This window comes from Marinomonas posidonica, from assembly GCF_043643765.1.
Lineage (GTDB): Bacteria > Pseudomonadota > Gammaproteobacteria > Pseudomonadales > Marinomonadaceae > Marinomonas > Marinomonas posidonica_A.
On sequence record NZ_JBHZSP010000001.1, the window covers coordinates 24,324 to 46,544 of the forward strand.

At 44.3% G+C, this 22,221-nt stretch carries 24 protein-coding genes and 3 tRNA genes; 17 read left to right on the forward strand and 10 right to left on the reverse strand.

The features are described from left to right. Window positions 1-37 precede the first annotated feature (37 nt). The 3 genes from ACHUFM_RS00115 to ACHUFM_RS00125 all read right to left on the reverse strand — a co-directional run bounded on the left by ACHUFM_RS00115 (window position 38) and on the right by ACHUFM_RS00125 (window position 1,482). Complete coding sequence (locus ACHUFM_RS00115) at window positions 38-433, reverse strand: NUDIX domain-containing protein (protein ID WP_394178379.1); 396 nt, start codon at window positions 431-433, stop codon at window positions 38-40. Continuing rightward, entirely contained in the window at window positions 369-1,079 is a 711-nt protein-coding gene (locus ACHUFM_RS00120) for a pseudouridine synthase (RefSeq protein ID WP_394178381.1), read from the reverse strand. The genes ACHUFM_RS00115 and ACHUFM_RS00120 overlap by 65 nt, the downstream gene beginning before the upstream one ends. Window positions 1,080-1,203: 124 nt before the next feature. Next, window positions 1,204-1,482 carry a cold shock domain-containing protein gene (locus ACHUFM_RS00125; RefSeq protein WP_394178383.1) on the reverse strand — a complete coding sequence of 93 codons (279 nt, stop codon included), beginning with the start codon at window positions 1,480-1,482 and terminating at the stop codon, window positions 1,204-1,206. Window positions 1,483-1,795: 313 nt separating this feature from the next. Between ACHUFM_RS00125 and clpS the strand changes: the two genes are divergently transcribed. Both clpS and clpA read left to right on the forward strand, forming a co-directional pair. Next, a complete protein-coding gene (clpS, locus tag ACHUFM_RS00130) occupies window positions 1,796-2,143 on the forward strand; it encodes an ATP-dependent Clp protease adapter ClpS (protein ID WP_013795498.1) in 348 nt (115 codons plus the stop codon). A 20-nt stretch (window positions 2,144-2,163) separates the two neighbouring features. After that, window positions 2,164-4,416 (forward strand): ATP-dependent Clp protease ATP-binding subunit ClpA, encoded by a 2,253-nt coding sequence (gene clpA / locus ACHUFM_RS00135; RefSeq protein ID WP_394178385.1) that lies wholly within the window; start codon window positions 2,164-2,166, stop codon window positions 4,414-4,416. Window positions 4,417-4,524: 108 nt separating this feature from the next. Here clpA and infA read toward each other — a convergent pair whose 3' ends face one another. Continuing rightward, window positions 4,525-4,743, reverse strand: a complete 219-nt coding sequence (infA, locus tag ACHUFM_RS00140) for a translation initiation factor IF-1 (protein ID WP_013795500.1) — start codon at window positions 4,741-4,743, stop codon at window positions 4,525-4,527. A gap of 229 nt (window positions 4,744-4,972) precedes the next feature. Next, on the reverse strand, window positions 4,973-5,722 hold the full coding sequence (gene aat / locus ACHUFM_RS00145) for a leucyl/phenylalanyl-tRNA--protein transferase (RefSeq protein ID WP_394178388.1): 750 nt from the start codon (window positions 5,720-5,722) through the stop codon (window positions 4,973-4,975). Window positions 5,723-6,302: 580 nt separating this feature from the next. On the opposite strand from aat, the gene ACHUFM_RS00150 reads away from it, so the two are divergent. The 7 genes from ACHUFM_RS00150 to cobA all read left to right on the forward strand — a co-directional run bounded on the left by ACHUFM_RS00150 (window position 6,303) and on the right by cobA (window position 14,576). Continuing rightward, entirely contained in the window at window positions 6,303-7,154 is an 852-nt protein-coding gene (locus ACHUFM_RS00150) for a hypothetical protein (RefSeq protein ID WP_394178390.1), read from the forward strand. A gap of 144 nt (window positions 7,155-7,298) precedes the next feature. Continuing rightward, window positions 7,299-10,034 carry a DNA translocase FtsK gene (locus tag ACHUFM_RS00155; RefSeq protein WP_463514076.1) on the forward strand — a complete coding sequence of 912 codons (2,736 nt, stop codon included), beginning with the start codon at window positions 7,299-7,301 and terminating at the stop codon, window positions 10,032-10,034. 31 nt (window positions 10,035-10,065) lie between these two features. Then, window positions 10,066-10,692, forward strand: coding sequence for an outer membrane lipoprotein periplasmic chaperone LolA (gene lolA, locus ACHUFM_RS00160; protein WP_394178394.1), 627 nt, complete (start codon window positions 10,066-10,068; stop codon window positions 10,690-10,692). Beyond that, entirely contained in the window at window positions 10,692-12,050 is a 1,359-nt protein-coding gene (locus ACHUFM_RS00165) for a replication-associated recombination protein A (RefSeq protein ID WP_394178396.1), read from the forward strand. The genes lolA and ACHUFM_RS00165 overlap by 1 nt, the downstream gene beginning before the upstream one ends. Further along, on the forward strand, window positions 12,047-12,418 hold the full coding sequence (gene crcB / locus ACHUFM_RS00170) for a fluoride efflux transporter CrcB (RefSeq protein WP_394178398.1): 372 nt from the start codon (window positions 12,047-12,049) through the stop codon (window positions 12,416-12,418). The genes ACHUFM_RS00165 and crcB overlap by 4 nt, the downstream gene beginning before the upstream one ends. A gap of 56 nt (window positions 12,419-12,474) precedes the next feature. Continuing rightward, a complete protein-coding gene (serS, locus tag ACHUFM_RS00175; RefSeq protein ID WP_394178400.1) occupies window positions 12,475-13,776 on the forward strand; it encodes a serine--tRNA ligase in 1,302 nt (433 codons plus the stop codon). Window positions 13,777-13,832: 56 nt separating this feature from the next. Then, window positions 13,833-14,576 carry a uroporphyrinogen-III C-methyltransferase gene (gene cobA / locus ACHUFM_RS00180; RefSeq protein ID WP_394178402.1) on the forward strand — a complete coding sequence of 248 codons (744 nt, stop codon included), beginning with the start codon at window positions 13,833-13,835 and terminating at the stop codon, window positions 14,574-14,576. Between the two features lie 82 nt (window positions 14,577-14,658). Here the strand turns inward: cobA and ACHUFM_RS00185 are convergent, their stop codons facing one another. The 5 genes from ACHUFM_RS00185 to ACHUFM_RS00205 all read right to left on the reverse strand — a co-directional run bounded on the left by ACHUFM_RS00185 (window position 14,659) and on the right by ACHUFM_RS00205 (window position 16,766). After that, window positions 14,659-14,976, reverse strand: coding sequence for a TusE/DsrC/DsvC family sulfur relay protein (locus ACHUFM_RS00185; protein WP_394178404.1), 318 nt, complete (start codon window positions 14,974-14,976; stop codon window positions 14,659-14,661). A gap of 5 nt (window positions 14,977-14,981) precedes the next feature. Then, on the reverse strand, window positions 14,982-15,269 hold the full coding sequence (locus ACHUFM_RS00190; RefSeq protein ID WP_394178406.1) for a DsrH/TusB family sulfur metabolism protein: 288 nt from the start codon (window positions 15,267-15,269) through the stop codon (window positions 14,982-14,984). 2 nt (window positions 15,270-15,271) lie between these two features. After that, window positions 15,272-15,619, reverse strand: coding sequence for a DsrE family protein (locus ACHUFM_RS00195; RefSeq protein ID WP_394178408.1), 348 nt, complete (start codon window positions 15,617-15,619; stop codon window positions 15,272-15,274). 7 nt (window positions 15,620-15,626) lie between these two features. Continuing rightward, entirely contained in the window at window positions 15,627-16,019 is a 393-nt protein-coding gene (tusD, locus tag ACHUFM_RS00200; RefSeq protein ID WP_394178410.1) for a sulfurtransferase complex subunit TusD, read from the reverse strand. 87 nt (window positions 16,020-16,106) lie between these two features. Continuing rightward, window positions 16,107-16,766 (reverse strand): Bax inhibitor-1/YccA family protein, encoded by a 660-nt coding sequence (locus tag ACHUFM_RS00205; protein ID WP_113874344.1) that lies wholly within the window; start codon window positions 16,764-16,766, stop codon window positions 16,107-16,109. 222 nt (window positions 16,767-16,988) lie between these two features. Between ACHUFM_RS00205 and ACHUFM_RS00210 the strand changes: the two genes are divergently transcribed. The 8 genes from ACHUFM_RS00210 to ACHUFM_RS00245 all read left to right on the forward strand — a co-directional run bounded on the left by ACHUFM_RS00210 (window position 16,989) and on the right by ACHUFM_RS00245 (window position 22,122). Next, window positions 16,989-17,792 (forward strand): DnaT-like ssDNA-binding domain-containing protein, encoded by an 804-nt coding sequence (locus ACHUFM_RS00210; protein WP_394178412.1) that lies wholly within the window; start codon window positions 16,989-16,991, stop codon window positions 17,790-17,792. Next, window positions 17,701-18,522, forward strand: coding sequence for a replication protein P (locus tag ACHUFM_RS00215; RefSeq protein ID WP_394178414.1), 822 nt, complete (start codon window positions 17,701-17,703; stop codon window positions 18,520-18,522). The genes ACHUFM_RS00210 and ACHUFM_RS00215 overlap by 92 nt, the downstream gene beginning before the upstream one ends. 112 nt (window positions 18,523-18,634) lie before the next feature. Further along, window positions 18,635-19,276 (forward strand): response regulator, encoded by a 642-nt coding sequence (locus ACHUFM_RS00220; RefSeq protein WP_113874347.1) that lies wholly within the window; start codon window positions 18,635-18,637, stop codon window positions 19,274-19,276. A gap of 12 nt (window positions 19,277-19,288) precedes the next feature. Next, window positions 19,289-21,112, forward strand: a complete 1,824-nt coding sequence (gene uvrC, locus ACHUFM_RS00225; protein WP_394178416.1) for an excinuclease ABC subunit UvrC — start codon at window positions 19,289-19,291, stop codon at window positions 21,110-21,112. An 87-nt stretch (window positions 21,113-21,199) separates the two neighbouring features. Continuing rightward, entirely contained in the window at window positions 21,200-21,760 is a 561-nt protein-coding gene (pgsA, locus tag ACHUFM_RS00230; protein WP_394178418.1) for a CDP-diacylglycerol--glycerol-3-phosphate 3-phosphatidyltransferase, read from the forward strand. A 96-nt stretch (window positions 21,761-21,856) separates the two neighbouring features. Then, window positions 21,857-21,931, forward strand: a tRNA-Gly gene (locus ACHUFM_RS00235). A 21-nt stretch (window positions 21,932-21,952) separates the two neighbouring features. After that, a tRNA-Cys gene (locus ACHUFM_RS00240) sits at window positions 21,953-22,026 on the forward strand. A gap of 10 nt (window positions 22,027-22,036) precedes the next feature. Then, window positions 22,037-22,122, forward strand: a tRNA-Leu gene (locus ACHUFM_RS00245). Window positions 22,123-22,221: the final 99 nt, after the last annotated feature.

Consider the following 22,221-nt stretch of genomic DNA (forward strand, 5'->3'; position numbering starts at 1 on the left):
AATGGCGCAAAGATATTGACGGCTTATTCCTATCTTTTTAACTATTTGCTGGCGTTAAAAATTGCTTGGATAAAAAGGTTAAAGGCAATGTGGGGTTGTTTTGTGCATCTTCAATACAGGCATTAATGAGAGGGCTGCGATGTGGAAAGTTTTGTATCTCTTCCCAGCTAAGCCAGTGTGATGAGATAATGTCGTCGTCCAATTGATCACTGATGTGTTGGACAGGGCGGCATAAGATGCACAGTCGATGATAAGTGTCAGCGCCTTCGTAAGGCGTAAATGCATATAATCCGACTAGGCCAATCGGCTCTACTAGCCAGCCAGATTCTTCTTGTGTTTCACGGATCACCGCTTGTAACACATCCTCGTTATTTTCGACGTGCCCGGCTGGTTGATTCAGAACGATTTGATTGTCTTGCCACTCTTTTACCATGAGGTACTTTTGGTCTTTCTGAACGAGGGCCGCGACGGTTAGGTGTGGTAGCCTGTTTCTTTCTTTGTTGTTCAAACTGGTTAACCTCGTTTTGCAGTTCGCTCGTTGTGTCCGTGTATTGCCATTCTCCAGGAGCCAGACCCTCGAGTGTGTATGGGCCGATAGCGTAGCGAATTAATCTTAGGGTAGGGAATCCAACCGCTGCAGTCATACGTCGAACTTGGCGGTTTTTTCCTTCGTGTATTTGCAGGCTAAGCCAGCTGGTTGGGATGTTTTTGCGCTCTCTTACCTGAGGGGTTCGAGGCCAAATATTAGGTGCCGTTATACGCTTAGCTTGAGCAGGTTTGGTGAGACCATCTTTTAGTTCAATGCCATGTCTTAGTTGTTCAAGTGCTTGGTCGGATATCTCTCCCTCAACTTGCACCCAATAGGTTTTAGGCATTTTGAATTTTGGCGATGCAATGAGATGTTGCAGCGGGCCTTGGTTGGTCAGTAATAATAAGCCTTCTGAATCATAGTCTAAGCGTCCCGCTGAGTAAAAATCGGGAGCGTCAATAAAACTGGATAGCGCCATTTTCTCGCCTTCAGAGGTAAATTGGCTTAATACTTGGAAGGGTTTATTAAATCTAATTAAGTGGCTTGGCATATTTGACTAAAGATTCGCTTATGTCGGTGATTTAGAAGGCAAACGAAAATATCTTACTTCTATTGAAAGGAAGTAAGATATCAAAATCGGCCCCAGATATCGACGATGGAAATGGCAGCGTAGTTTAGGCGGGGTGAGCTTCCTTTTTGTGTTCTTCTTTTACACTCTCATTTTCTGGAGGCTTATTGTCCACGTCCATTGAGATGGGGGTTATGTCAATTGCGTGCAAGCCGCGCTCTCCAGGCTCAACATCAAAGGTGACGGCCTGGCCTGCTTTTAAGGTTTTATACCCTTCAACATTAATGGCGGAATAATGAATAAATAAGTCTTCATTAAAATCCTCAGACACAATAAAGCCATAGCCTTTCGCATTGTTGAACCACTTTACGGATCCATGATGCATGAGTCACTCCTTATCCACTCAAGATATTAAATCGATGTTAAAAATTGCGTCGGCATGCCTTAGGGCTCGAGCTTTTGGCTGCTTCAGCGTTATCTGTTTAGGGTAGAATGCTAAATAAGTGCAAACTGTTTTTTGTTAAACAGTGTTAAAATCAACCTCAATAAGCATTGATTGCACTTTTAGTTACCCTAATAATGAGCGTAGAAGCCGTTTTGGGATTTGTAAAATCCAAGTGCGAATGTGTAGCGTAAATAAGTGGTAATGAGTCAAATTTGGCAAATTACGTGAAAAATTGTAGCCTCAGAGGCATAGAATGATTGTAAATCAGCAAATTAGGCTAACATCAGAAGATGAACAGCATGGTCATTCTGGTATAGCGATTGCGCCAGAAGAAACAGAATTAAAACCACCGTCCATGTATCAGGTGGTGTTATTTAATGATGACTATACGCCAATGGATTTTGTCGTATTTGTATTGCAGCGTTTTTTTTCAATGGATGGAGAGAAAGCTAATCAGGTAATGTTAGAAGTGCATACCAAGGGGAAAGGTGTTTGTGGCATTTATCCTTTTGATATTGCGGAAACGAAAGTGGCAATGGTTCAACAGTTCGTAGAGCAAAACGAGCACCCCTTAATGTGCGACCTACAAAAGGTTGACTGATTCAGAGAGAGGGAATAGCAATGTTAGATAAAGAACTAGAGCAAACCCTGAATACAGCTTTTAAAGCGGCCCGAGACAAGCGTCATGAATTTATGACGGTAGAGCACTTATTGCTAGCACTGATTGAAAATGGTGCCGCCTCCAGTGTGTTAAAGGCTTGTGGCGTGAATTTAGAGACGTTGAGTAAAGAACTCGAAGAGTTTGTCGACAGCACCACTCCCTTGATTCCTGAAGATGATGAAGAGCGAGAGGTTCAGCCAACGTTGGGTTTTCAACGTGTCCTCCAGAGAGCCGTTTTCCATGTTCAATCCTCAGGAAAGCGTGAAGTAACGGGTGCTAATGTGCTTGTGGCTATTTTCAGCGAGCAAGAAAGTCAAACTGTTTATCTGTTGAAACGTCATGGGGTTGCTCGAATTGATGTGGTCAATTACGTGGCTCACGGCATTTCTAAATTAGGTGAGGCCTCTGAAGAAGTGGATCAAGAGGACGACGCGGAAGACACCAGTACGGCACCCTTGCAAAAATTTGCTTTGAATCTGAATGAAGAAGCCAAAAACGGCAAAATTGATAAATTGATTGGTCGGGAATACGAAGTTGAGCGCGTTATTCAGACCTTATCCCGTCGCCGAAAAAACAATCCTTTGCTCGTCGGTGAGTCAGGAGTCGGTAAAACAGCCATTGCCGAAGGTTTGGCTAAACGAATTGTCGATGGTCAAGTGCCTGATGTGATTTCAAATGGGGTGGTTTACTCTCTGGATTTGGGCGCATTGCTGGCTGGAACAAAATACCGCGGTGACTTTGAGAAGCGCTTGAAGCAATTATTGAGTGAATTGAAAAAGCTGCCTAACGCGATTTTGTTTATTGATGAAATACACACTATTATCGGAGCTGGCGCAGCATCAGGCGGCGTGATGGATGCGTCGAATTTGCTGAAACCTGTCTTGAGTTCAGGTGGGTTGCGTTGTATTGGTTCAACCACTTTCCAAGAGTTTCGTGGCGTGTTCGAGAAAGATCATGCGTTGGCGCGTCGTTTTCAGAAGATCGATGTGAACGAGCCGAGCGTGGATGATACTTATCAAATCCTCAAAGGCATTATTGGGGCGTTTGAAGAGCATCATCAAATCAAATACGAAGAACCGGCTTTGCTGGCGGCAGCGGAACTTGCTCAGCGTTATGTGACAGATCGTCATATGCCTGATAAGGCCATTGATGTGGTCGATGAGGCTGGTGCATATCAGCGTTTACAACCAGAAGACAAACGCAAAGCGTCGATTACCGTTGCGGATATAGAAGACATTGTCTCTAAAATAGCACGTGTGCCGGTGAAAGCGGTGAATTCAGATGATAGACAAGTGCTGTCTAATCTAGAGCGTAATTTGAAAATGGTGGTGTTTGGACAGGACAATGCCATTGATTCCTTGTCTTCTGCCATCAAGTTATCTCGTGCTGGTCTAAAAGCAGAGCAAAAACCAATTGGTTCCTTCTTAATGGCCGGCCCTACTGGTGTCGGTAAAACCGAAGTCACCAAGCAGTTGGCTAAGCAATTGGGTCTAGAATTGATTCGTTTCGACATGTCTGAGTACATGGAGCGTCACGCGGTATCGCGTTTGATCGGTGCGCCACCAGGTTATGTGGGCTTTGATCAAGGTGGTTTGCTAACGGAAGCGGTGACTAAGAACCCACACAGTGTTGTTTTGTTAGATGAGATTGAGAAAGCTCACCCTGAAGTCTTTAACTTGCTTTTACAAGTGATGGACCATGGTACTTTGACAGATAATAATGGTCGAAAAGCAGACTTCCGCAATGTGATTTTGATCATGACGTCAAATGCTGGGGCTGAGGAATTAGCGCGTCGCTCCATTGGTTTCTCTAACCAAGATAATTCGACTGATGGTATGGAGGTGATCAACCGAACCTTCACACCGGAGTTTAGAAACCGTCTCGATGCTGTTATTCAGTTCCAGCAGTTGGACGAGCGTATTATCTTCAATGTGGTGGATAAGTTCCTTGTGGAGCTTCAGGCGCAATTAGATCCTAAAGGTGTCTTGCTGGATGTATCTGATACAGCTCGAGGTTGGTTGGCTCACAAGGGCTACGATAGACAAATGGGGGCTCGACCAATGGCCAGGGTGATTCAGGAGCATCTGAAGAAGCCGCTAGCGGATCAGATACTGTTTGGTGACCTGAGTGAAGGTGGTACGGTGAAAGTGACCTTGGATGAAAAGAAAGATGAATTGAAGTTTGACGTCATCAAGGAAGCCGTTGTCCATTAATTGCTTTCATGTCTTTTGTTAGATCAAATGTTAGATCAAAAAAAACCACAGTCCTATGGAATGTGGTTTTTTTATATCAATTCACTGACGATTCAGTGATTGATCGAATTAACGAGCTCGGTAGACAATGCGACCTTTAGACAGATCGTATGGTGTTAGTTCTACTTTTACTTTGTCGCCTGTTAGGATTCGGATGTAGTTTTTGCGCATTTTTCCTGAGATGTGTGCAACAACAACGTGTCCATTTTCTAACTCGACGCGAAACATGGTATTCGGCAACGTATCAATGATAGTGCCTTCCATTTCTAAGCCTTCTTCTTTTGCCACAATATGTGTCCTATGGTGTTAACTTATTTTGGTTGGTAGGCGCCGACCTGAATTTGTTCGAGAGCTGTAAGCCTAGAAGAGAGACTTCTTAGCTTAATGAGCGCTAAACGCATAATACGGTCTCAAAAATGCTAAGAACGATGTTTAGCAGCACCTGAAATTTTGTCGAGGCATATTTTGCCTAAAAACGCGCCACAAGGCAAATTCCCTGTTTTATTTAAGGCTATTTTTAGGCATTAATCGGCTGCTTAAGCGTATTTTTTGAGAAATTTATCAGTTTTGAGTTCGTTATTGGGGCGGGAATGAGGTTTTGTAGTTGTGAAATGAATTGTTTTCTTGGGCACAGATTAGCGCCTAATGAGATCAGATGCTCAGACTCAACCTGACAGTCGATTAAGGCAATATTGAATACTTCTGCGTGATCGCAGAAGACCTTAAGCGCCATTTTAGAGGCGTTTGGCTGTAATGAAAACATAGATTCGCCAAAAAAAACTTGCCCCATTGCGACTCCATAAAAGCCACCAACAAGCTGTTCGTCTTGCCATATTTCAATGGAATGGGCGAAGCCTAAGCTATGAAGACGAGAATAGGCTTGCTTAATATCGTCTGAAATCCATGTTCCTTCGTTTCGGGCTCGTAAATCAGAACAATGGCTAATCACTTGGTGAAAAGCTTGGTTAATCGAAAATTGCATGTTCGATTTTTTTAAAGCTTTTTTTAATGACTTTGATAGGTGGAAGTGAGTTGGCAATAATACGCAGCGTTGTTCCGGATGCCACCAAAGAATAGGATCTGGCTCGCTGTACCAAGGAAAAAAACCATGCTGATATAAATGGATGAGCCGTTGTGTCGACAAATCTCCTCCCATGGCGGATAGCCCTTCTGGGTCTTGGAGTGCCTTGTGAGGTTGAGGTGTGTCAAAGGGCGATTCAGATAGAATCATTAATTCACACTCTTCATTTGCATGGACATCGGTCATTGAATTCGCTCTGTGTTTTTCAAATTTCTCTTAAATTCAAATCAATATAACGTCCAAATCTGCCTAACGTCATGATCGAAAAGTATTATATTTTTTTCAGGAGTAAAAGCTACCTTTGATAAAAAGATCAAAAAAAGCCTAAAGCTTTATTTTTATTACCCGATATGCACAATGAGGAAGAAAAGATATTTAGGTTGCGACTTCCTGACACACTTTGTGATCTATTTTGATTGATTGTGCACGAATGAACAAAGAAAAATGGTCTTTTTAAATGCGATTGACTGTTTTTTGTTCGAAAAAGGGTATAAATTGAAAAAAAATAGAAAAAAAGTGCAAGGAGTGCTTGACCAGTAAAGGAAAACTTGGTTTTAATCGATGCAGTCCTAAACGGTAATTCGAAAAATTGTTGGATGCAGTTTTGGAACTACTAGATAATTTGCTTTTTTGGCAATTGTCACAAAAGTGAAACTGATCGGTTTTAAGATACATGAGTCGTTGATTTAACAACGTTTCTTGGTTAGACGAAAATCTATCAAAGGGTCTACAAGGCCACATAATATAATATAAAGGGGAATCTTGAATGAAAGCGATTAAACTTGCTTCTGTGTTTGCAGTATCTGCTGTTGCGGCTGCTGTTTCTACTACTACTATCGCTGCTGAGCCAGTTTTTTCTGGTTACGCTGGTGTTGAGTTTGTTTCTGACAGCAACGGTACTGATGAACTTAGTGGTACTAAAGAATTTGAACTTGAAGTTAACGTTGATACTGGTGTTGTTTTTGCTGAACTTGAAATTGCAACTGATGGCGAGGACGAAGGCACTAAAATTGGCATGGAAAAACTTTACGTTAAGCAAGGTGCTGTGAAGTTTGGTCGTTTCGACGGTACTGTTGCAACGGGTTCATTCTTCGGCATGGATGAGTACTACGGTGGTGTTGATATTGTAACTAGTGCAGACAACGATACAGATAACACTGGTATCCGTTATGAAGTTTCTCCAGAATTGACTGTTGCTCTTGAAGCTACTAATGCTGCAGGAACTGAAGATGGTGAAATTGGTTTCGCGCTTTCTTACGTTGCTGACCTTGGTGCTTTCAAAGCAGGTATCTCTGGTGGTGCGGTAGGTGATGCAAATGCTGTCAACGTTGGTGTTCAAACAGTATCTGGTCCAGCAACTGTATCTTTGAACTACGGTTCAGGTGCATCAGGTGCCAATGGTGAAACTGATGTAGAGCTAATGACTGCTTCTGTATCTGTTGCTCCTTCTGAAGCACTTACTTTGACTCTAGAATTCTCTAGCGACATGGAAGCTGAAAACGATGGTACTTACTTCGTAGGCGAATATGCTGCTGGTGATTTGATCTACTACGTGAAAAACTACGCTGGTGATCTAGGTTCTGAGCTAACTAAAGTTGGTGTTAAAGCTGAATTCTAAGATTTCCCTATCTTAGGAAATGCGAAAGCCAGCCCTTGGGGCTGGCTTTTTTTATGGTAAGCTTAACGTGTTTTGGCATGCAGTGGATTAAGCATGTGTTTGTTTTGGTTAGCATAAGATAGGAAGGCAGTTTTGTCAGAAGAGATGAGTGAGTCGGCACGATCACCAATTTGGGATATGTTTGCAAAGCAGGCAGCGTTTATTGCGGCTTTATTGCTGTTGTTTTTTTTCGGTTTAGCCACTTATTCCTATAATCCGCAAGATGCCGGGTGGTTTTACTCTGGTTCTGGCGGTGTCATACAGAATTCCATGGGTCCCATCGGGGCAACCTTAGCCGATTTGATGTCGGCTTTCTTCGGGACGTTATTTTATTCTCTACCACCTTTGTTCTTTTGGGTGGCCATTATCGTCTGGCGTAACCCTCACCAACTCTTACCGCTTAATAATGCTTTGCTAAGTGTGCTGGGCAGTATTCTCTATTTGTGTTTCGGTTCTACGCTCTGTTTTCTGCATACGGTTGGAGAACAGGGTCTGCAGTATGGTGCCGGTGGCATTTTGGGCCAAAGCTTGGGTATATTGCTTTATGGTGTCATTGGTTATGATGGCGCCACTCTGGTTAGTCTCGCATTTGTCATATTAGCCTTTACTCTGTTATCTCAAGTGCACTGGCTTAGCTTGATGGATAAGTTAGGGGAAGGTGTTTATCGTTTTGTCGCTAAGCGAAAAGAAAAGTGGCAGACAAGTAAGGAAAATAGGATCAACAAAGCGGCAATGCATGAAGACGCTTTGCCCGAGGATTTTGCCGAAGAAGAGCCCGCGATTTTTCGCAAACAAAAAAGTCGTCAGAAAGTCACATCAAAGGTGGCAGAAGAGAAGGCCGCCTCTCAGCACAATGTGGCTTTGGCTGATCAGCTTCAAGATCATTTGCCTGAACCGGATTCAATTGAAGCGCGACAGTCTAAGGGGAAATTCTCTTTGGCTTCGCTTTTTTCGAAATCAAATAGATCGTCAGCTGAGACAACGCTAGAAAATACCACAGAAAAAACTCAAAGAGAGCCGGATTTTGATGGACTAGACTCTCTTGCAGTTGATGATGCAGAGATTGATTTTGGTGACACGCTTTATATTGAAGAAGAATGGTCTTCAACGTCTAAGCCCGAAAAGCAGCATGTATCTGAGCCTACTCAGGCTCAAGTGACGGAATCGGTTGTTGAAGAAAAAATATCTGCTGAGGTTCTTAACAAGCAAAGGGCCGATGAGCTGTTGTTTGGCGATAACCAGGAGGCGGCTATTCCGCCAGCCCACAAGCCAGCAGTAAGAACATTATCGGAAGCTAAGCAACTTGATCATCTGGGTGGTCCGTCATCCTCTGAGGAGTCTGTGAAGCCCCAAGAAAAAGGCTATTCCTTGCCTGATCGTTCTGTTCTGACGCAACCTAAACCCAAACAAGGGGGATACAGTGAAGAAGAATTGCTGTCATTGTCTTCATTGTTGGAGCAAAGGTTGCAAGATTTTGGTGTCAAAGCTGAAGTAGTCGAAGTAAACCCTGGACCTGTGATTACGCGTTTTGAAATTCAGCCGGCGCCAGGTGTGAAAGTGTCTCGTATTACTAACCTGGCCAAAGACTTGGCGCGTTCTTTAAGTGTGATGAGTGTCAGGGTGGTTGAAGTCATAGCGGGTAAGTCCACCATAGGGATAGAAATTCCTAACCAGGTAAGAGATACCGTTTATTTCTCAGAAGTCATAAATTGCGATATGTACGATAATGCCACTTCTGGTCTTACCCTGTCCTTGGGTCATGACATATCGGGCGAACCTGTGGTGGTGGATTTGGCGAAAATGCCGCATGTGTTAGTCGCGGGTACGACAGGGTCAGGTAAATCCGTTGGTGTAAATGCCATGATCTTGAGTATGTTGTTAAAATCCACACCAGACGACGTACGTATGATCATGGTTGACCCAAAAATGTTGGAGCTGTCTATTTACGAAGGCATTCCGCATTTGTTGACACCAGTGATTACTGACATGAAAGATGCCGCTAATGGCTTACGTTGGTCGGTCGATGAAATGGAACGTCGCTACAAGTTGATGTCAAAGCTTGGGGTGCGAAATATTGCTGGCTACAACAAGAAAGTGCGTGAAGCCATTAAAGCGGGCAGTCCAATTGAAGACCCGTTATGGCAACCGGAAATGGCGATGTTCTCTGAAGACGGTGTGGCACGCACCGTGCCGCATCTTGAGCCCTTGCCTTACATCGTTATTATTGTCGATGAGTTTGCTGACATGATGATGATTGTTGGTAAAAAAGTGGAAGAGTTGATTGCCCGTATTGCACAAAAAGCCCGTGCGGCGGGGATTCACTTAATCCTCGCAACTCAACGTCCTTCAGTAGATGTTATTACTGGGTTGATTAAAGCCAATATTCCAACGCGTATGGCTTTCCAAGTCTCCTCAAAAATTGACTCTCGAACCATCCTTGATCAAGGCGGCGCGGATCAACTGTTGGGGATGGGGGACATGTTGTATCTGCCGGCTGGGCTACCAACGCCAATTCGAGTGCATGGTGCTTTCGTTTCGGATGAGGAGGTGCATGCGGTGGTGGAAGAGTGGAAACAAAGAGGTGAACCAGACTACATCAATGATGTGGTGGTCAATCCTGAGGATTTGATGTCAGGCGATGGCGGGGAAGAGAAAGATGCTTTGTATGATGAAGCCGTAAAGATTGTTATTGAAACACGTAAAGCTTCAATTTCTTCTATTCAGCGCCGCTTGAAAATAGGTTACAACAGAGCCGCAAATTTAGTCGAGGCGATGGAAGCAGCTGGCTTGGTTGGGCCAATGGGGACCAATGGACAGCGCGACATCTTAATTCCAGAATAGTCGCGGCTATCATTTCCATAGGAGAATTGTTTTGAAAACACGAATGCTGGCACTGGTTTCCTTATTTATAGGGGGGATATTCCAGGGTGTGGTACAGGCTGAGGAGACTTCCGCTCAGCGAGTGGCCACGTTATTGGAGCAAAATCGTAATGTCGAAGGGGAATTTCGACAAGTTACATACGATGAACAGGGTAAGCAATTGCAGGTCAGTGAAGGGGTGTTTCTTCTTGCCAAGCCAAATCAGTTTGTTTGGGACAGCATTAAGCCTTTTGCCCAGCGTATTGTGTCAGATGGTCGTACGATCACCATTTGGGATGTGGATTTAGAGCAAGCAACGCAGCGCCCTTTGTCTGGTGAAATTGGTTCTTCGCCTGCCGCTTTGTTGGGGCAGCCCGCAGAGACAGTATTGCCGCTTTATAATATTACGGCTCTGGGAGAGGAAAAGTTTCGTTTGTCTCCGAAAGCGGATCAGGATTTATTTCAGACACTTACCTTGTCATTTCGTGATCAAGTGATTGATGCCATGAGTATCTTAGATGCCTTGGGGCAGACCACGGTCATCGAGTTTAATCATGTTGAAGCACATGATGGTGTGGCAAAAGAGAATTTTAAATTAGATTTACCGGATGATGTCGATTTAATTGTAGAAGGGCAATAATGAAAGACCTGTTTTCGGATCTGGGTAACGGTGCCTATCAGCCGCTGGCGGCTAGACTCAGACCCACTCGTTTAGAGGATTATATTGGACAATCGCATCTGGTTGGACCAGGTAAGCCGTTACGACGAATGGTTGAAACAGGTCATTGTCATTCTTTTATTCTGTGGGGACCGCCAGGGGTAGGGAAAACCACCTTCGCTCAGCTATTGTGTCAGGCATTAGACGGCCACTTTATTGAAATTTCGGCGGTGATGTCTGGGGTCAAAGAGATTCGTGCCGCCGTCGATCAGGCCAAACAATCACGTCAAATGAACGGTACACAGACCGTACTGTTTGTGGATGAGGTTCACCGTTTTAATAAGTCACAACAGGATGCTTTTTTGCCGTTTATTGAGGATGGCACTTTTCTGTTTATCGGTGCCACCACGGAAAATCCCGCCTTTGAGTTAAATTCGGCCCTTTTATCGAGGGCTCGCGTGTATCGTTTGCAAACACCGAGTGTAGAGGATGTGAAACAAGTATTGGTGCGAGCCTTGCACGATGAAGAAAAAGGTTTGGCTAATATGAAGTTCGCTCTGGATGAACACTATGTTGAAGTTTTAGCCCAAGCGGCGGATGGTGATATCCGTAGAGGATTAAATTTCTTAGAGATTCTATCGGATTTAGTCGAACCTGGGGCGCAAGTTACTCAGGCTCAGTTAGAAGATGTGTTGGGCGGGAGTATTCGTCGTTTCGATCGTAATGGTGATGTATTTTACGACCAAATTTCGGCTTTCCATAAGTCGGTACGTGGTTCGTCGCCTGATGGCGCTTTGTACTGGATGGCGCGCATGTTAGATGGCGGTTGTGATCCGCTGTACATTGCTCGTCGCTTGTTGGCGATTGCTTCTGAAGACATAGGTAACGCTGACCCAAGGGCGCTGCAAGTAGGGTTAAATGCCTGGGATATCTTTGAGAGAGTTGGCCCAGGAGAGGGCAATCGTGCCATTGCGCAAGCCGCGGTGTATATGGCTTGTGCACCCAAAAGTAATGCTGTGTATCAAGCCTTTAATCAGGCAATGTCGGATGTGGCATCCCGGCCGAGTTATGAGGTGCCGATTCATCTGCGTAATGCGCCAACTTCGCTAGCGAAAAGCATGGGGCATGGGGATGAATATCGTTATGCGCACAATGAGCCTAATGCGTATGCGGCGGGAGAGAATTACCTGCCGCAAGAAGTTGCTGAAATACGCTACTACCAGCCTTCGGACAGAGGCTTAGAGAAAAAAATTGCCGAGAAAATGGATTGGTTGTCTGAATTAGATCGCCAAAGTCTGCTGCAACGTTATCCAATGGTGGATTGGGGAGATGAGTCATGATGTATCTGATGATTGCGTTTGGTGGAGCACTTGGGGCTGTTAGCCGATACGGTATGACCAAATGGGTCAATACTTATTGGCATCATCATTTTCCATTCGCCACCATGATGGTTAATCTCTTAGGGTGTGTGCTAATGGGCGTTGCTTTTGTGGTCATCAGTGAGAAAATGCCATCTCTTGAACCGTATCGACCTTTGATTATTGTCGGTTTTCTAGGGGCATTTACCACCTTCTCCACCTTTTCGTTGGAAATTGTCTCATTAATTCACATGCAGGCTTGGCTAACGGCATTAAGCTATTTATTATTGAGCTGCATTTTAGGTGTGCTTGGGCTCGCCATTGGTATGGCGTTAACTCGCTTCTTTTAATCTGTTGGTTTAGACAGATTGGTTTTTATTGGATATTAGAGGATATTGTTGCTGAAATGTTAGATATTAAAGCATTGCGCGCTGACCCTGAGGCCATTGCGGCTCAACTTAAAAAGAAAGGCTACGAACTGGATGTGGCTAAGTTTTCGTCGCTAGAAGAGCGTCGTAAAGCCATCCAGATTGAAACAGAGCAGCTGCAACAGTCTCGCAACTCGGTATCCAAAGAGATTGGTCAGGCGATGAAGTCTGGCGATAAAGAAAAAGCCGCTGACTTAAAAGCTCAAACAGCCACATTAGGGGATGACTTAAACGCTGCAAAAGAGCAATTGAGTCAAGTGCAAGCGGACATGGATGCCTTGTTAGAAGGTATTCCCAATATTCCTCATGAGTCTGTTCCAGCTGGTGTGTCAGAAGACGATAATGTAGAAATTCGTCGTTGGGGCGAACCAAAAAGCTTTGAATTTGAAGCAAAAGATCATGTTGATCTTGGTGAAGCGTTGCAAATGCTGGATTTTGAGGCCGCGGTTAAAATTACCGGTTCACGTTTTGCTGTCATGCGCTCTGATTTGGCGCGTCTGCACCGTGCTTTGACTCAGTTTATGATCAATACTCATGCCGATGAACATGGTTACAGCGAAGTATATGTGCCGTATTTGGTCAATGCTCATTCCCTAAAAGGAACGGGTCAACTGCCTAAATTCGAGCAAGATTTGTTTAAAGTGCCGGTTGATAAAGACAGTGGAAACAGCGATTTCTATCTGATTCCAACAGCAGAAGTGCCGGTAACCAATTTGGCCCGTGATGAAATTTTTAACGACGCAGATTTACATCAGAAATTTGTTGCTCACACACCTTGTTTCCGCAGTGAAGCGGGCAGTTATGGTCGTGATACGCGTGGCATGATTCGTCAACATCAATTTGAAAAGGTTGAGTTGGTGCATATTTGTCGTCCAGATCGTTCAGAAGCCGTTTTGGAAGAGTTGGTTGGTCACGCTGAAGCCATTCTGCAAAAGCTTGAATTGCCTTATCGTACGGTTATTTTGTGTGGTGGAGACCTTGGTTTCTCTGCTCACAAGACCTATGACATTGAAGTCTGGTTACCAGGTCAGGCCAAGTATCGTGAGATTTCATCTTGCTCTAACATGTGGGACTTCCAAGCTCGCCGTATGCAAGCTCGCTGGCGTAACCCTGAAACAGGTCGTCCTGAGTTGGCACATACCTTGAATGGGTCTGGTTTGGCTGTGGGTCGTACCTTGGTTGCTGTGCTTGAGAACTATCAAAATGCCGATGGCAGTGTACGGGTTCCTGATGTATTGGTGCCATATATGGGCGGTAAAACGTTATTAAGTAAGGCGTAATCTGCGCTTTTAATAAAAAAGCCTCCGTTGAGGCTTTTTTTGTGTGAGACAATATTATGACAGGTAAAGTCTATTTGATTGGAGCGGGGCCGGGTGATCCTGAGTTACTAACGCTCAAAGCATATCGACTATTAAAGCAGGCGGATGTGGTGTTATATGATCGACTAGTAGGGCAGGAGATCATCGAGTTAATACCAGAGGCTGCTGAAAAAATGTATGTAGGTAAAGCTAAGTCGATGCATAGCTTGCCACAAGAAGACATTAACTCTTTGCTCGCGGAAAAAGCAAAGCAGGGCCATCAGGTTGTTCGATTAAAAGGCGGAGATCCTTTTATTTTTGGTCGTGGTGGTGAAGAGCTGGAAGAATTGATTGAAGAAGGTGTGCCCTTTGAAGTGGTGCCAGGGGTAACGGCCGCTGCAGGCTGTGCCGCTTATGCGGGGATTCCCTTAACGCATCGTGATTATGCCCAATCGGTGCGCTTTCTGACGGGGCATCTGAAAGACGGAACGACAGATTTACCTTGGGAAGAATTGGTGCACCCTGCTCAAACTTTGGTGATCTATATGGGCTTAACCGGCCTTCAGGATATTAGCCAATCTTTGTTGAAATTTGGGATGTCGGCGACGATGCCTGTGGCCGTCGTTGAGAAAGGTACATCAAAAGCTCAGCGAGTGTTTACTTCGACCATTAGTGAGGTATATCAAGTGGCAACGGACAATGAAGTCAAATCGCCAGCCTTATTAATTATTGGTGAGGTTGTGACGTTACAAGATAGATTGGCTTGGTACGGTAAGTACTAGTCTCTAGACATAAAAACGGAGTCTCTTCTGTGCTGAAGGACTCCGTTTTTTTTGTCTTACGCGTCATGAGCCAATAGGCTGGCTATAGGCAGTTTGCTGGTTTTGGTAAGCCGGCAATCTTCGCGGCCAATTTTGGTGGGCTGCCTGGAAAGAGGGTCATCAAATAGATGCTTCGGCCTTTTTCCGCCCCTAGCTTTTTTGATACGGCTTTGGTTAATGGGCGCATAGCTGGGGACACTTCAAACTCGTGATAAAAATCACGCAGCAGGTGAATGATTTCCCAATGCTGCTCAGTCAGTGTAATGTCTTCTTGAATGGCCAGCTGTTGCGCTAGCTCAGGGGACCAATCGTCTAGGTTTAATAAATAGCCTTCTTCATCTAATAAGCTCGAATTTAACATAACCATCACCAACTAATGTGACTGGATGCAAAGAAGGTTAACTCGACCCATTCTGTGTCGCTGAGTGCTTTGCCTAAACTCGGTTGAACACCATACCCTTCCGCGTCTCTTTGTAAATAATAAAGACAGATATGATTCTCTTCTAGTAACGTCATAGGTGTTGAGTGAGGTTGCGTTAGTCTTAGTATCGCTTCTTCAATAAGAAGGACAGCATCACCTTGTTTTAGGCTTTGTTGCCAAAGGGATTCGGTGTTGTTTGTGTAACTTAATTGGTTAATCTGATGGAGTGTCATAATTAAAAGCGAAATACCTGTTGATAGCTTGAGAACAACTCAGACCATGCGGCTGAATCCAGTGAGGTGATGCCAGGCCATTGAGTGGCTGGGTCTGGTTCTAAGCTAGAAGACTCAATAAAAACGTTTTCAATGTCATAAAATTCCAAACCGTCAAGTAATTTGTGCAGGTTTTTACCTTGCTCTGGTGCAGGTTGTTGGTGTTTTGTAAGAAGCGAAAGTGCGGCATCAGATAGGCAAAGGTCGACTTTTTGCTCGAACGTTGCTAATACTAGAGCGAGGTCTAATCCTTCTTTACAAGCAAGGCTACTGTAAGGGCTCGATGTTAAATGGATTAAGGTGTTCTTCATCGTCGTCTTACCTGAATTGAATGATTTTTTGTGTTGAGCTCATCAGCTCGACGAAAGTACCTAGGCCTTCAAGCTGGAAACCATTGGACAGTGAGTGATGCTTTAATTCATAACGTTTGCTTTCTGTTTCGTTGATCACGCCACGCCGAACGGCCGCCGCAATACATAAATACAAAGGTAGGTTAAATTCACTGGCGAGAGTTTGCCATGCTTGTTTGAGGTTTATCTCATCACGAGGTGGCTGAGCTAGGTCGTTGCCAATAAGGACGGCATCTTCATAAAAAAACACCCCTTTGATGCTGTCAGGTTGCGCTTTTAACGCAGCTCTTGCAAAGCATAAGGCAGAATGGCAAGCCTTGCTTTGGTAAGGAGAACCGGTCACGAGAAGGGTGTGTTGCATGATTTGAACCTTAAATCGTCGATCAGAAGCAAATTTTACCGATAAAAAAGGCCGCAGTCAGCGGCCTTTTCATTTTTTGACTCAATATTAATCGTCGCTGCTAGACATGCCTAGCAAAGACAAGATACTGATGAACATATTGTATAAGGCAACATAGAGATTCACGGTCGCCATAATGTAGTTTGTTTCACCACCACGCACAATTTCACTGGTTTGCAGCAAAATGATGGCGGCAGAGAACAGTGCGAAGCCTGCTGAGATGAAGATTTGCAGAGCGGGCATTTGTACAAAGAAGCCGGCAATTACCGCGAACAAAAGTACAAAGAAACCCACTGTGATGAAGCCGTTCAAAAAGCTGAAGTCTTTTTTAGAGATCAGCGCGTAAGCGGATAATCCCATGAACGACAGACCTGTGATGCCCAATGCGCTCATGATTAAGCTGGCACCATTTGAAAGACTTAAGTAAGCACTTAAAATAGGGCCTAGTGTGAGGCCCATAAAGCCAGTTAGTGCAAATACACACAGAATACCAGCGGCACTGTTTTGGCATTTGTGAGTTAGGAACAATAAGCCGTAGAATCCGACCAAGGTTAGAATTAAACCTGGATGCGGTAAGTTAAAGGCCATGCTCAAACCCGCAGTGAAGGCGCTGAACAAAAGGGTTAGCGACAACAAACCGTATGTGTTGCGGAGCGTTTTGTTGGCCGCTTGGGACGTGTGTGTCGAAAGGGCTTCTGAGTAACGCATTAGAGTAACTCCTATAAAGTTTATGTTTAACTATGGACTTAATATGAGGTGGAAAGTTCCAAAGTTCAAGTAAGAATATTTGTTTTATAATGGAAAAGCGACAAGTGAGAGACTTATTGGTAAAAAATGTTGGTTTTTAGTCGTTATATTGATGAAGGCTGGTCGTGCTTATGGAACTGGCTTTTGATAGACTAAGCAACCTACTTAGGCGAAGCGAGACTTATGTTGGAACACGATTATTCCTTACCCATCTCATTTTCTATGGCGGCTCAAATCGGCTTAGAAGAAACGGTTCTACTGACGTATTTGCAGCAGCAATTTTATGCGCAAAACGCTCAGACACTGAGATTGGATATGCGTTTACTCAGCCGTCAATTGCCTTTTTGGACTGTGCCGATGATTTTGCGTTTATTGGCCAATCTTCAGCTCAGTCAGTTTTTGAGTTTTCAGCGTCAAAATGATTTGATAGAAGTGCAATTGGCGACAAAAAAGTCAGATCAAGTGGTATCGGTTACGGCGCCTAAAACGGCGGTGCAAGACGATCAATTAATGGATAAAATGGATCGTTTACACAAGGCGTCGCGTCAGAAAACGGAAGAATTCACGCCGCAACCAAAAAACTACACGACACAAGCGCCAACTCGACATTACGAAGCGTCGCCGCCAGTGGCGAAAGATCGCCGTGGCGTCACTGATTTCGACTTATATTTAGAGCAAAAAGAGCGAGCGCGTCAGCCAGATCAATGGCAACCCGAAGAGGCGACATTTGAGCAAATTTTGCAAGCGGGTATCGCTCGTGAGTTTGCGATGGGATTACAAACAGAGTTTTTGTTACGCATTAAAGAACAACGTAAAAACGTCAGAACTTGGAATAGTGAGTTTTTCAAATACGTAAAACGTCAGTGGCAATACAAACAATCGGATCGGGCTTCATATGAAGGAACCTCAGTCAGTTCAAAATTTAATAAAACCTCTCGAGAGCAAGTTAGCGACGCCCTCAGCAACATTCACGACACAGACTGGTGATCAAACCGAAAACGGTTACGGTGCGTCGAGAGAGTCGGGGCCATCGGAGGCAGAGCAACAAACCCGCGTGTTGGTTAATATGTTGTTTGCCCGTTTTAAAGCCATTTACACCCACAAGTTTGCCTCGGCTTATAGCAACCCTGATGAAGTAAAACTGGCAAAACGAGAGTGGGCAATTGCGTTAAAAGGTTTTCAAGAGCCGCTGTTGGCTTATGCTGTTGAGCGTACAAAAGAAACCTATGCTTGGCCGCCAACTATATCCGAATTTTTAAAACTGATTAATACGGCTTATAAAGCCTATGGTTTGATTGATCCTCGTTCGGCTTATAAAGAAGCCTGTGCTTGTCGAGTTGATCCATTGACTTTCCGTTGGAGTCATCCTGCGGTGTATTTTGCTGGTGCGGATACTGGCTGGTATAAGCTCAAATCAGAAGAAGAAATAATTACTTGGCCATTATTTGAACAAGCTTATTTAAAGATTATCGATCGTGTCATTGCAGGTGAACGTTTGAGGGTGCCGCAAGTGGTCATGATTGAAGACCAGCACACATTGGATATCACAACCTTGGCGCAGCAGATTGCTGAGCAATTGAGTATGACAGAAGAGGCTGTTGCCCCATTACTTTATTACACTCAAAAAACACCAGGGTCTGGTATTCGGCAGCGTTATCGTGAGCTGAGCAAAGCAAAGTTGATGGAACTTGGTTTTCATGGTCGCTTGCCTAACTAGGTGGACGAGACCGTAAATCAGATTTTCTGTTTATTGACAAAGGTACAATAGCAGGTTGTCATAAGCATCATAGAGATAACGAAACCTGTACTGAAAAATGACAGAGGTGGTTATGTTAAAAGTTTTAATTGTGGATGATCATGATATGGTCAGCCAAGGCATTAGCCTCGTATTACAGGACGTTAAAGGCGTCGAGGTGGTTGGCGTTGCACACAGTGGAGAGGAAGCCATTGCACAATCTAGAGCGACAACACCTGATATTGTATTGATGGATGTGCACATGCCGGGCATCGGTGGATTGGGTGCGACGAAAGAAATAAAACGCATCTTGCCGAAGACTAAGGTAATCGCACTGTCGGCTTTAGATGACAATCTGTACCCCGTAAAATTGATTGAAGCTGGGGCGTCGGGCTATGTCACCAAGGGCACGAACGCTTCCGAGTTACTAGACGCAATCAGCATGGTGTCAAAAGGTGAGCATTATATTTCCAAAGACATTGCTCAAAAGATGGCTTTATCTAAATTCTCGATTGATGATCAGGGTTCCCCTTTAGGCGAGTTATCTGACCGAGAGTTGCAGGTTGCACAAATGATTGTTGATTGTAAAAAATCCAGTGAAATCGCAGAACATCTTAATGTCAGTCCCAAGACGGTTAGTACTTATCGTACTCGAATATTCGCCAAGTTAAATATTGACAGCGACGTTGAACTCATCCATTTGGCCGTACGTTACAATGTACTTGGCATGGGCTAGAACGAGGTTTGTTTGAGCCACTCCGAATTTGATTCTAAACACTTCGTTAGTCATCTTACGACCCGTCCAGGGGTGTATCGTATGTATGATGAGCAAGGTGGATTGCTTTATGTTGGTAAAGCAAAAAATCTAAAAAATAGGGTCGCCAGTTACTTTCGTCCTACAGGTTTGACCACGAAAACCATGGCGCTGGTGAGTCGTATTCACCATATTGAAATCGCGGTGACTAAAAGTGAAACTGAAGCTTTGCTGCTTGAACAAACCTTAATTAAGCAACATCGACCGCCTTATAATATTCTATTAAGAGATGATAAATCTTATCCCTACATCTTGTTATCGAATCACCAGCATCCTGCCTTGTTATTTCGTCGTGGCGATAAAGCCAAGCAGGGCACCTTGTTTGGTCCTTTTCCAAGTGGCACGGCCGTCAAAGAAAGCCTGAACACCATGCAAAAGGTCTTTAAGGTGCGTCAGTGTGAAGACAGTACTTATGCCAATCGCTCTCGACCCTGTTTGCAATATCAAATTAAGCGTTGCTCTGGCCCTTGTGTTGGTTTAATCAGCGATGAAGAATACGATGCTGACGTACGTCATGCGAGAATGTTTCTACAAGGCCGTAATCAAGAGCTAACGGATGAAATTAGTCTACAGATGACGGATGCCGCTAAAGAGATGGAGTTTGAGCGAGCCGCTGAGCTTCGCGATCAAATGATCCAACTCAAACACATTCAAGAACAACAACATGTTTACGGTCAATCGGGTGAAGCCGATGTGATAGCCGCTATTATTCAGCCTGGTGGCTTATGCGTTCATGTGATGATGGTGAGAAATGGCAAAGTGATTGGCAGTAAAAGTCATTATCCGAAAATGCCATTGGAAATAAGCGAAGGAGAATTATTGTCTTCCTTTATTGCCCAGTTTTATCTAGGTGGTGTACAAGAACTGCCGAAGGCATTGATCCTAAGTCATGAATCAGATGATATTGATAGTCTTAGGGAAGGTATTTTTGAAACCACGGGCAAAAAAATCGACGTTGTTTCAAATGTCCGTGGTCAAAGGGCTCGCTGGTTAGAGCTGGCGAAACTGAATGCCGAGCAAGGCTTGCAAGCGCGACTTTCTGATAAACGAAATCATTTTAGCCGTATAACTGCATTGCAAAAATTGTTAGGCTTCACTGAGCCGCCAGCGCATATGGAATGTTTTGATATTAGCCATTCTAGTGGTGAGGCGACAGTGGCTTCCTGTGTTGTGTTTGGACCCGATGGACCAGACAAAAAGCGTTATCGGTCTTTCAATATCGAAGGGGTCGAAGCGGGTGATGATTATGCCGCCATGAAGCAAGCTTTAACACGCCGTTATAAGCGAGTGAAAAGTGGTGAAAACCCTGCACCAGATGTCTTGCTCATTGATGGCGGTAAAGGTCAGTTGAGCCAAGCGGAAGCAGTATTACAAGAATTGGGCTTGGTCAATATCTTTTTGTTAGGGGTAGCGAAAGGGGACACTCGTAAGCCTGGGCTGGAAACCTTATACATTGGATCTAAGGAAGATGAGGTTGTGTTACCGCCTGATTCAGCCGCACTCCATTTGATTCAGCATATTCGTGATGAGGCGCATCGTTTTGCGGTGAAAAGCCATCGTCGACGTCGCGATAAAAAACGGCGACATTCGGTTTTAGAGGAAATTCCAGGCATTGGTCCTAATCGTCGAAAAGAATTGCTAACGGCATTTGGTGGTTATCAGGAGTTGTTGTCCGCCAGTCAGGAAGACATTGCTAAGGTAAAAGGCATCAGTGCAAACAAAGCCGAAGAAATCTACCTCTATTTGCATAAGAGTTAAGCTCGCAACATTAAAGTTAGCAAAAGCTAAGTTTTTAAACGTTATGTTTTACTGGGCAGGTTTGCCCCAGCATTAATTGGATTTGAAATGAATATACCGAATATTTTAACTTCCGTTCGCATCTTGATGATTCCGGTATTGGTGGTCATTTATTATTTACCATGGGAAGGACGCTATTATACCTGTGCCGTCATTTTTGCTTTGGCGGCGATTACGGATTGGTTAGATGGTTATCTGGCGAGAAAGTTGAATCAGATGTCGGCCTTTGGGGCTTTTTTTGATCCCGTAGCGGATAAGCTGATGGTATCCATTGCTTTAGTACTGTTGGTTGCGAGTTATTCCAATCCCTTGATGACATTAGCCAGTGCGGTCATTGTGGGGCGAGAGATTGTGATTTCCGCTTTGCGTGAATGGATGGCAGAAATGGGCAAGCGTGCCAGTGTGGCTGTTTCTTATATTGGTAAGCTAAAAACCGCCATGCAAATGCTGGCGATTTTTATTTTATTGGGTTCCCGTCCGGATACTTTAGTTGCCCATATTGGTGAAGGCGTCTTGATCGCTGCCGCCTTGCTGACACTTTGGTCAATGTACGTTTACCTAAAAGCCGCTTGGCCAGAACTAATGTCTAAAGAATCGGATAAAAACTAATCAGAATGCAAAAAAGTGGCTAAGTTAGCCATTTATTTAGAATTTTTCCTTGACGTGAAAGCTCAAATACATAGAATAGGCACCGTCTTTTGAGACGCGGGAATAGCTCAGTGGTAGAGCACAACCTTGCCAAGGTTGGGGTCGCGAGTTCGAGCCTCGTTTCCCGCTCCATCTTTAAAGATTTCTGATAGAGGCCGGATGGCAGAGTGGTCATGCAGCGGACTGCAACTCCGTGAACGCCGGTTCGATTCCGACTCCGGCCTCCAAAATCAGATTGCCCGGGTGGTGAAATTGGTAGACACACAAGACTTAAAATCTTGCGCTGAATAAGCGTACCGGTTCGATTCCGGTCCCGGGCACCATTTATGGTGCCTTTTTTGTTTCTGCACCTTTCTAAATTCTTTCTATCCCTTCTATATTAAGCCTTTCAGGCGTTTTCTCGATTTTCTCAAATTGCTTAC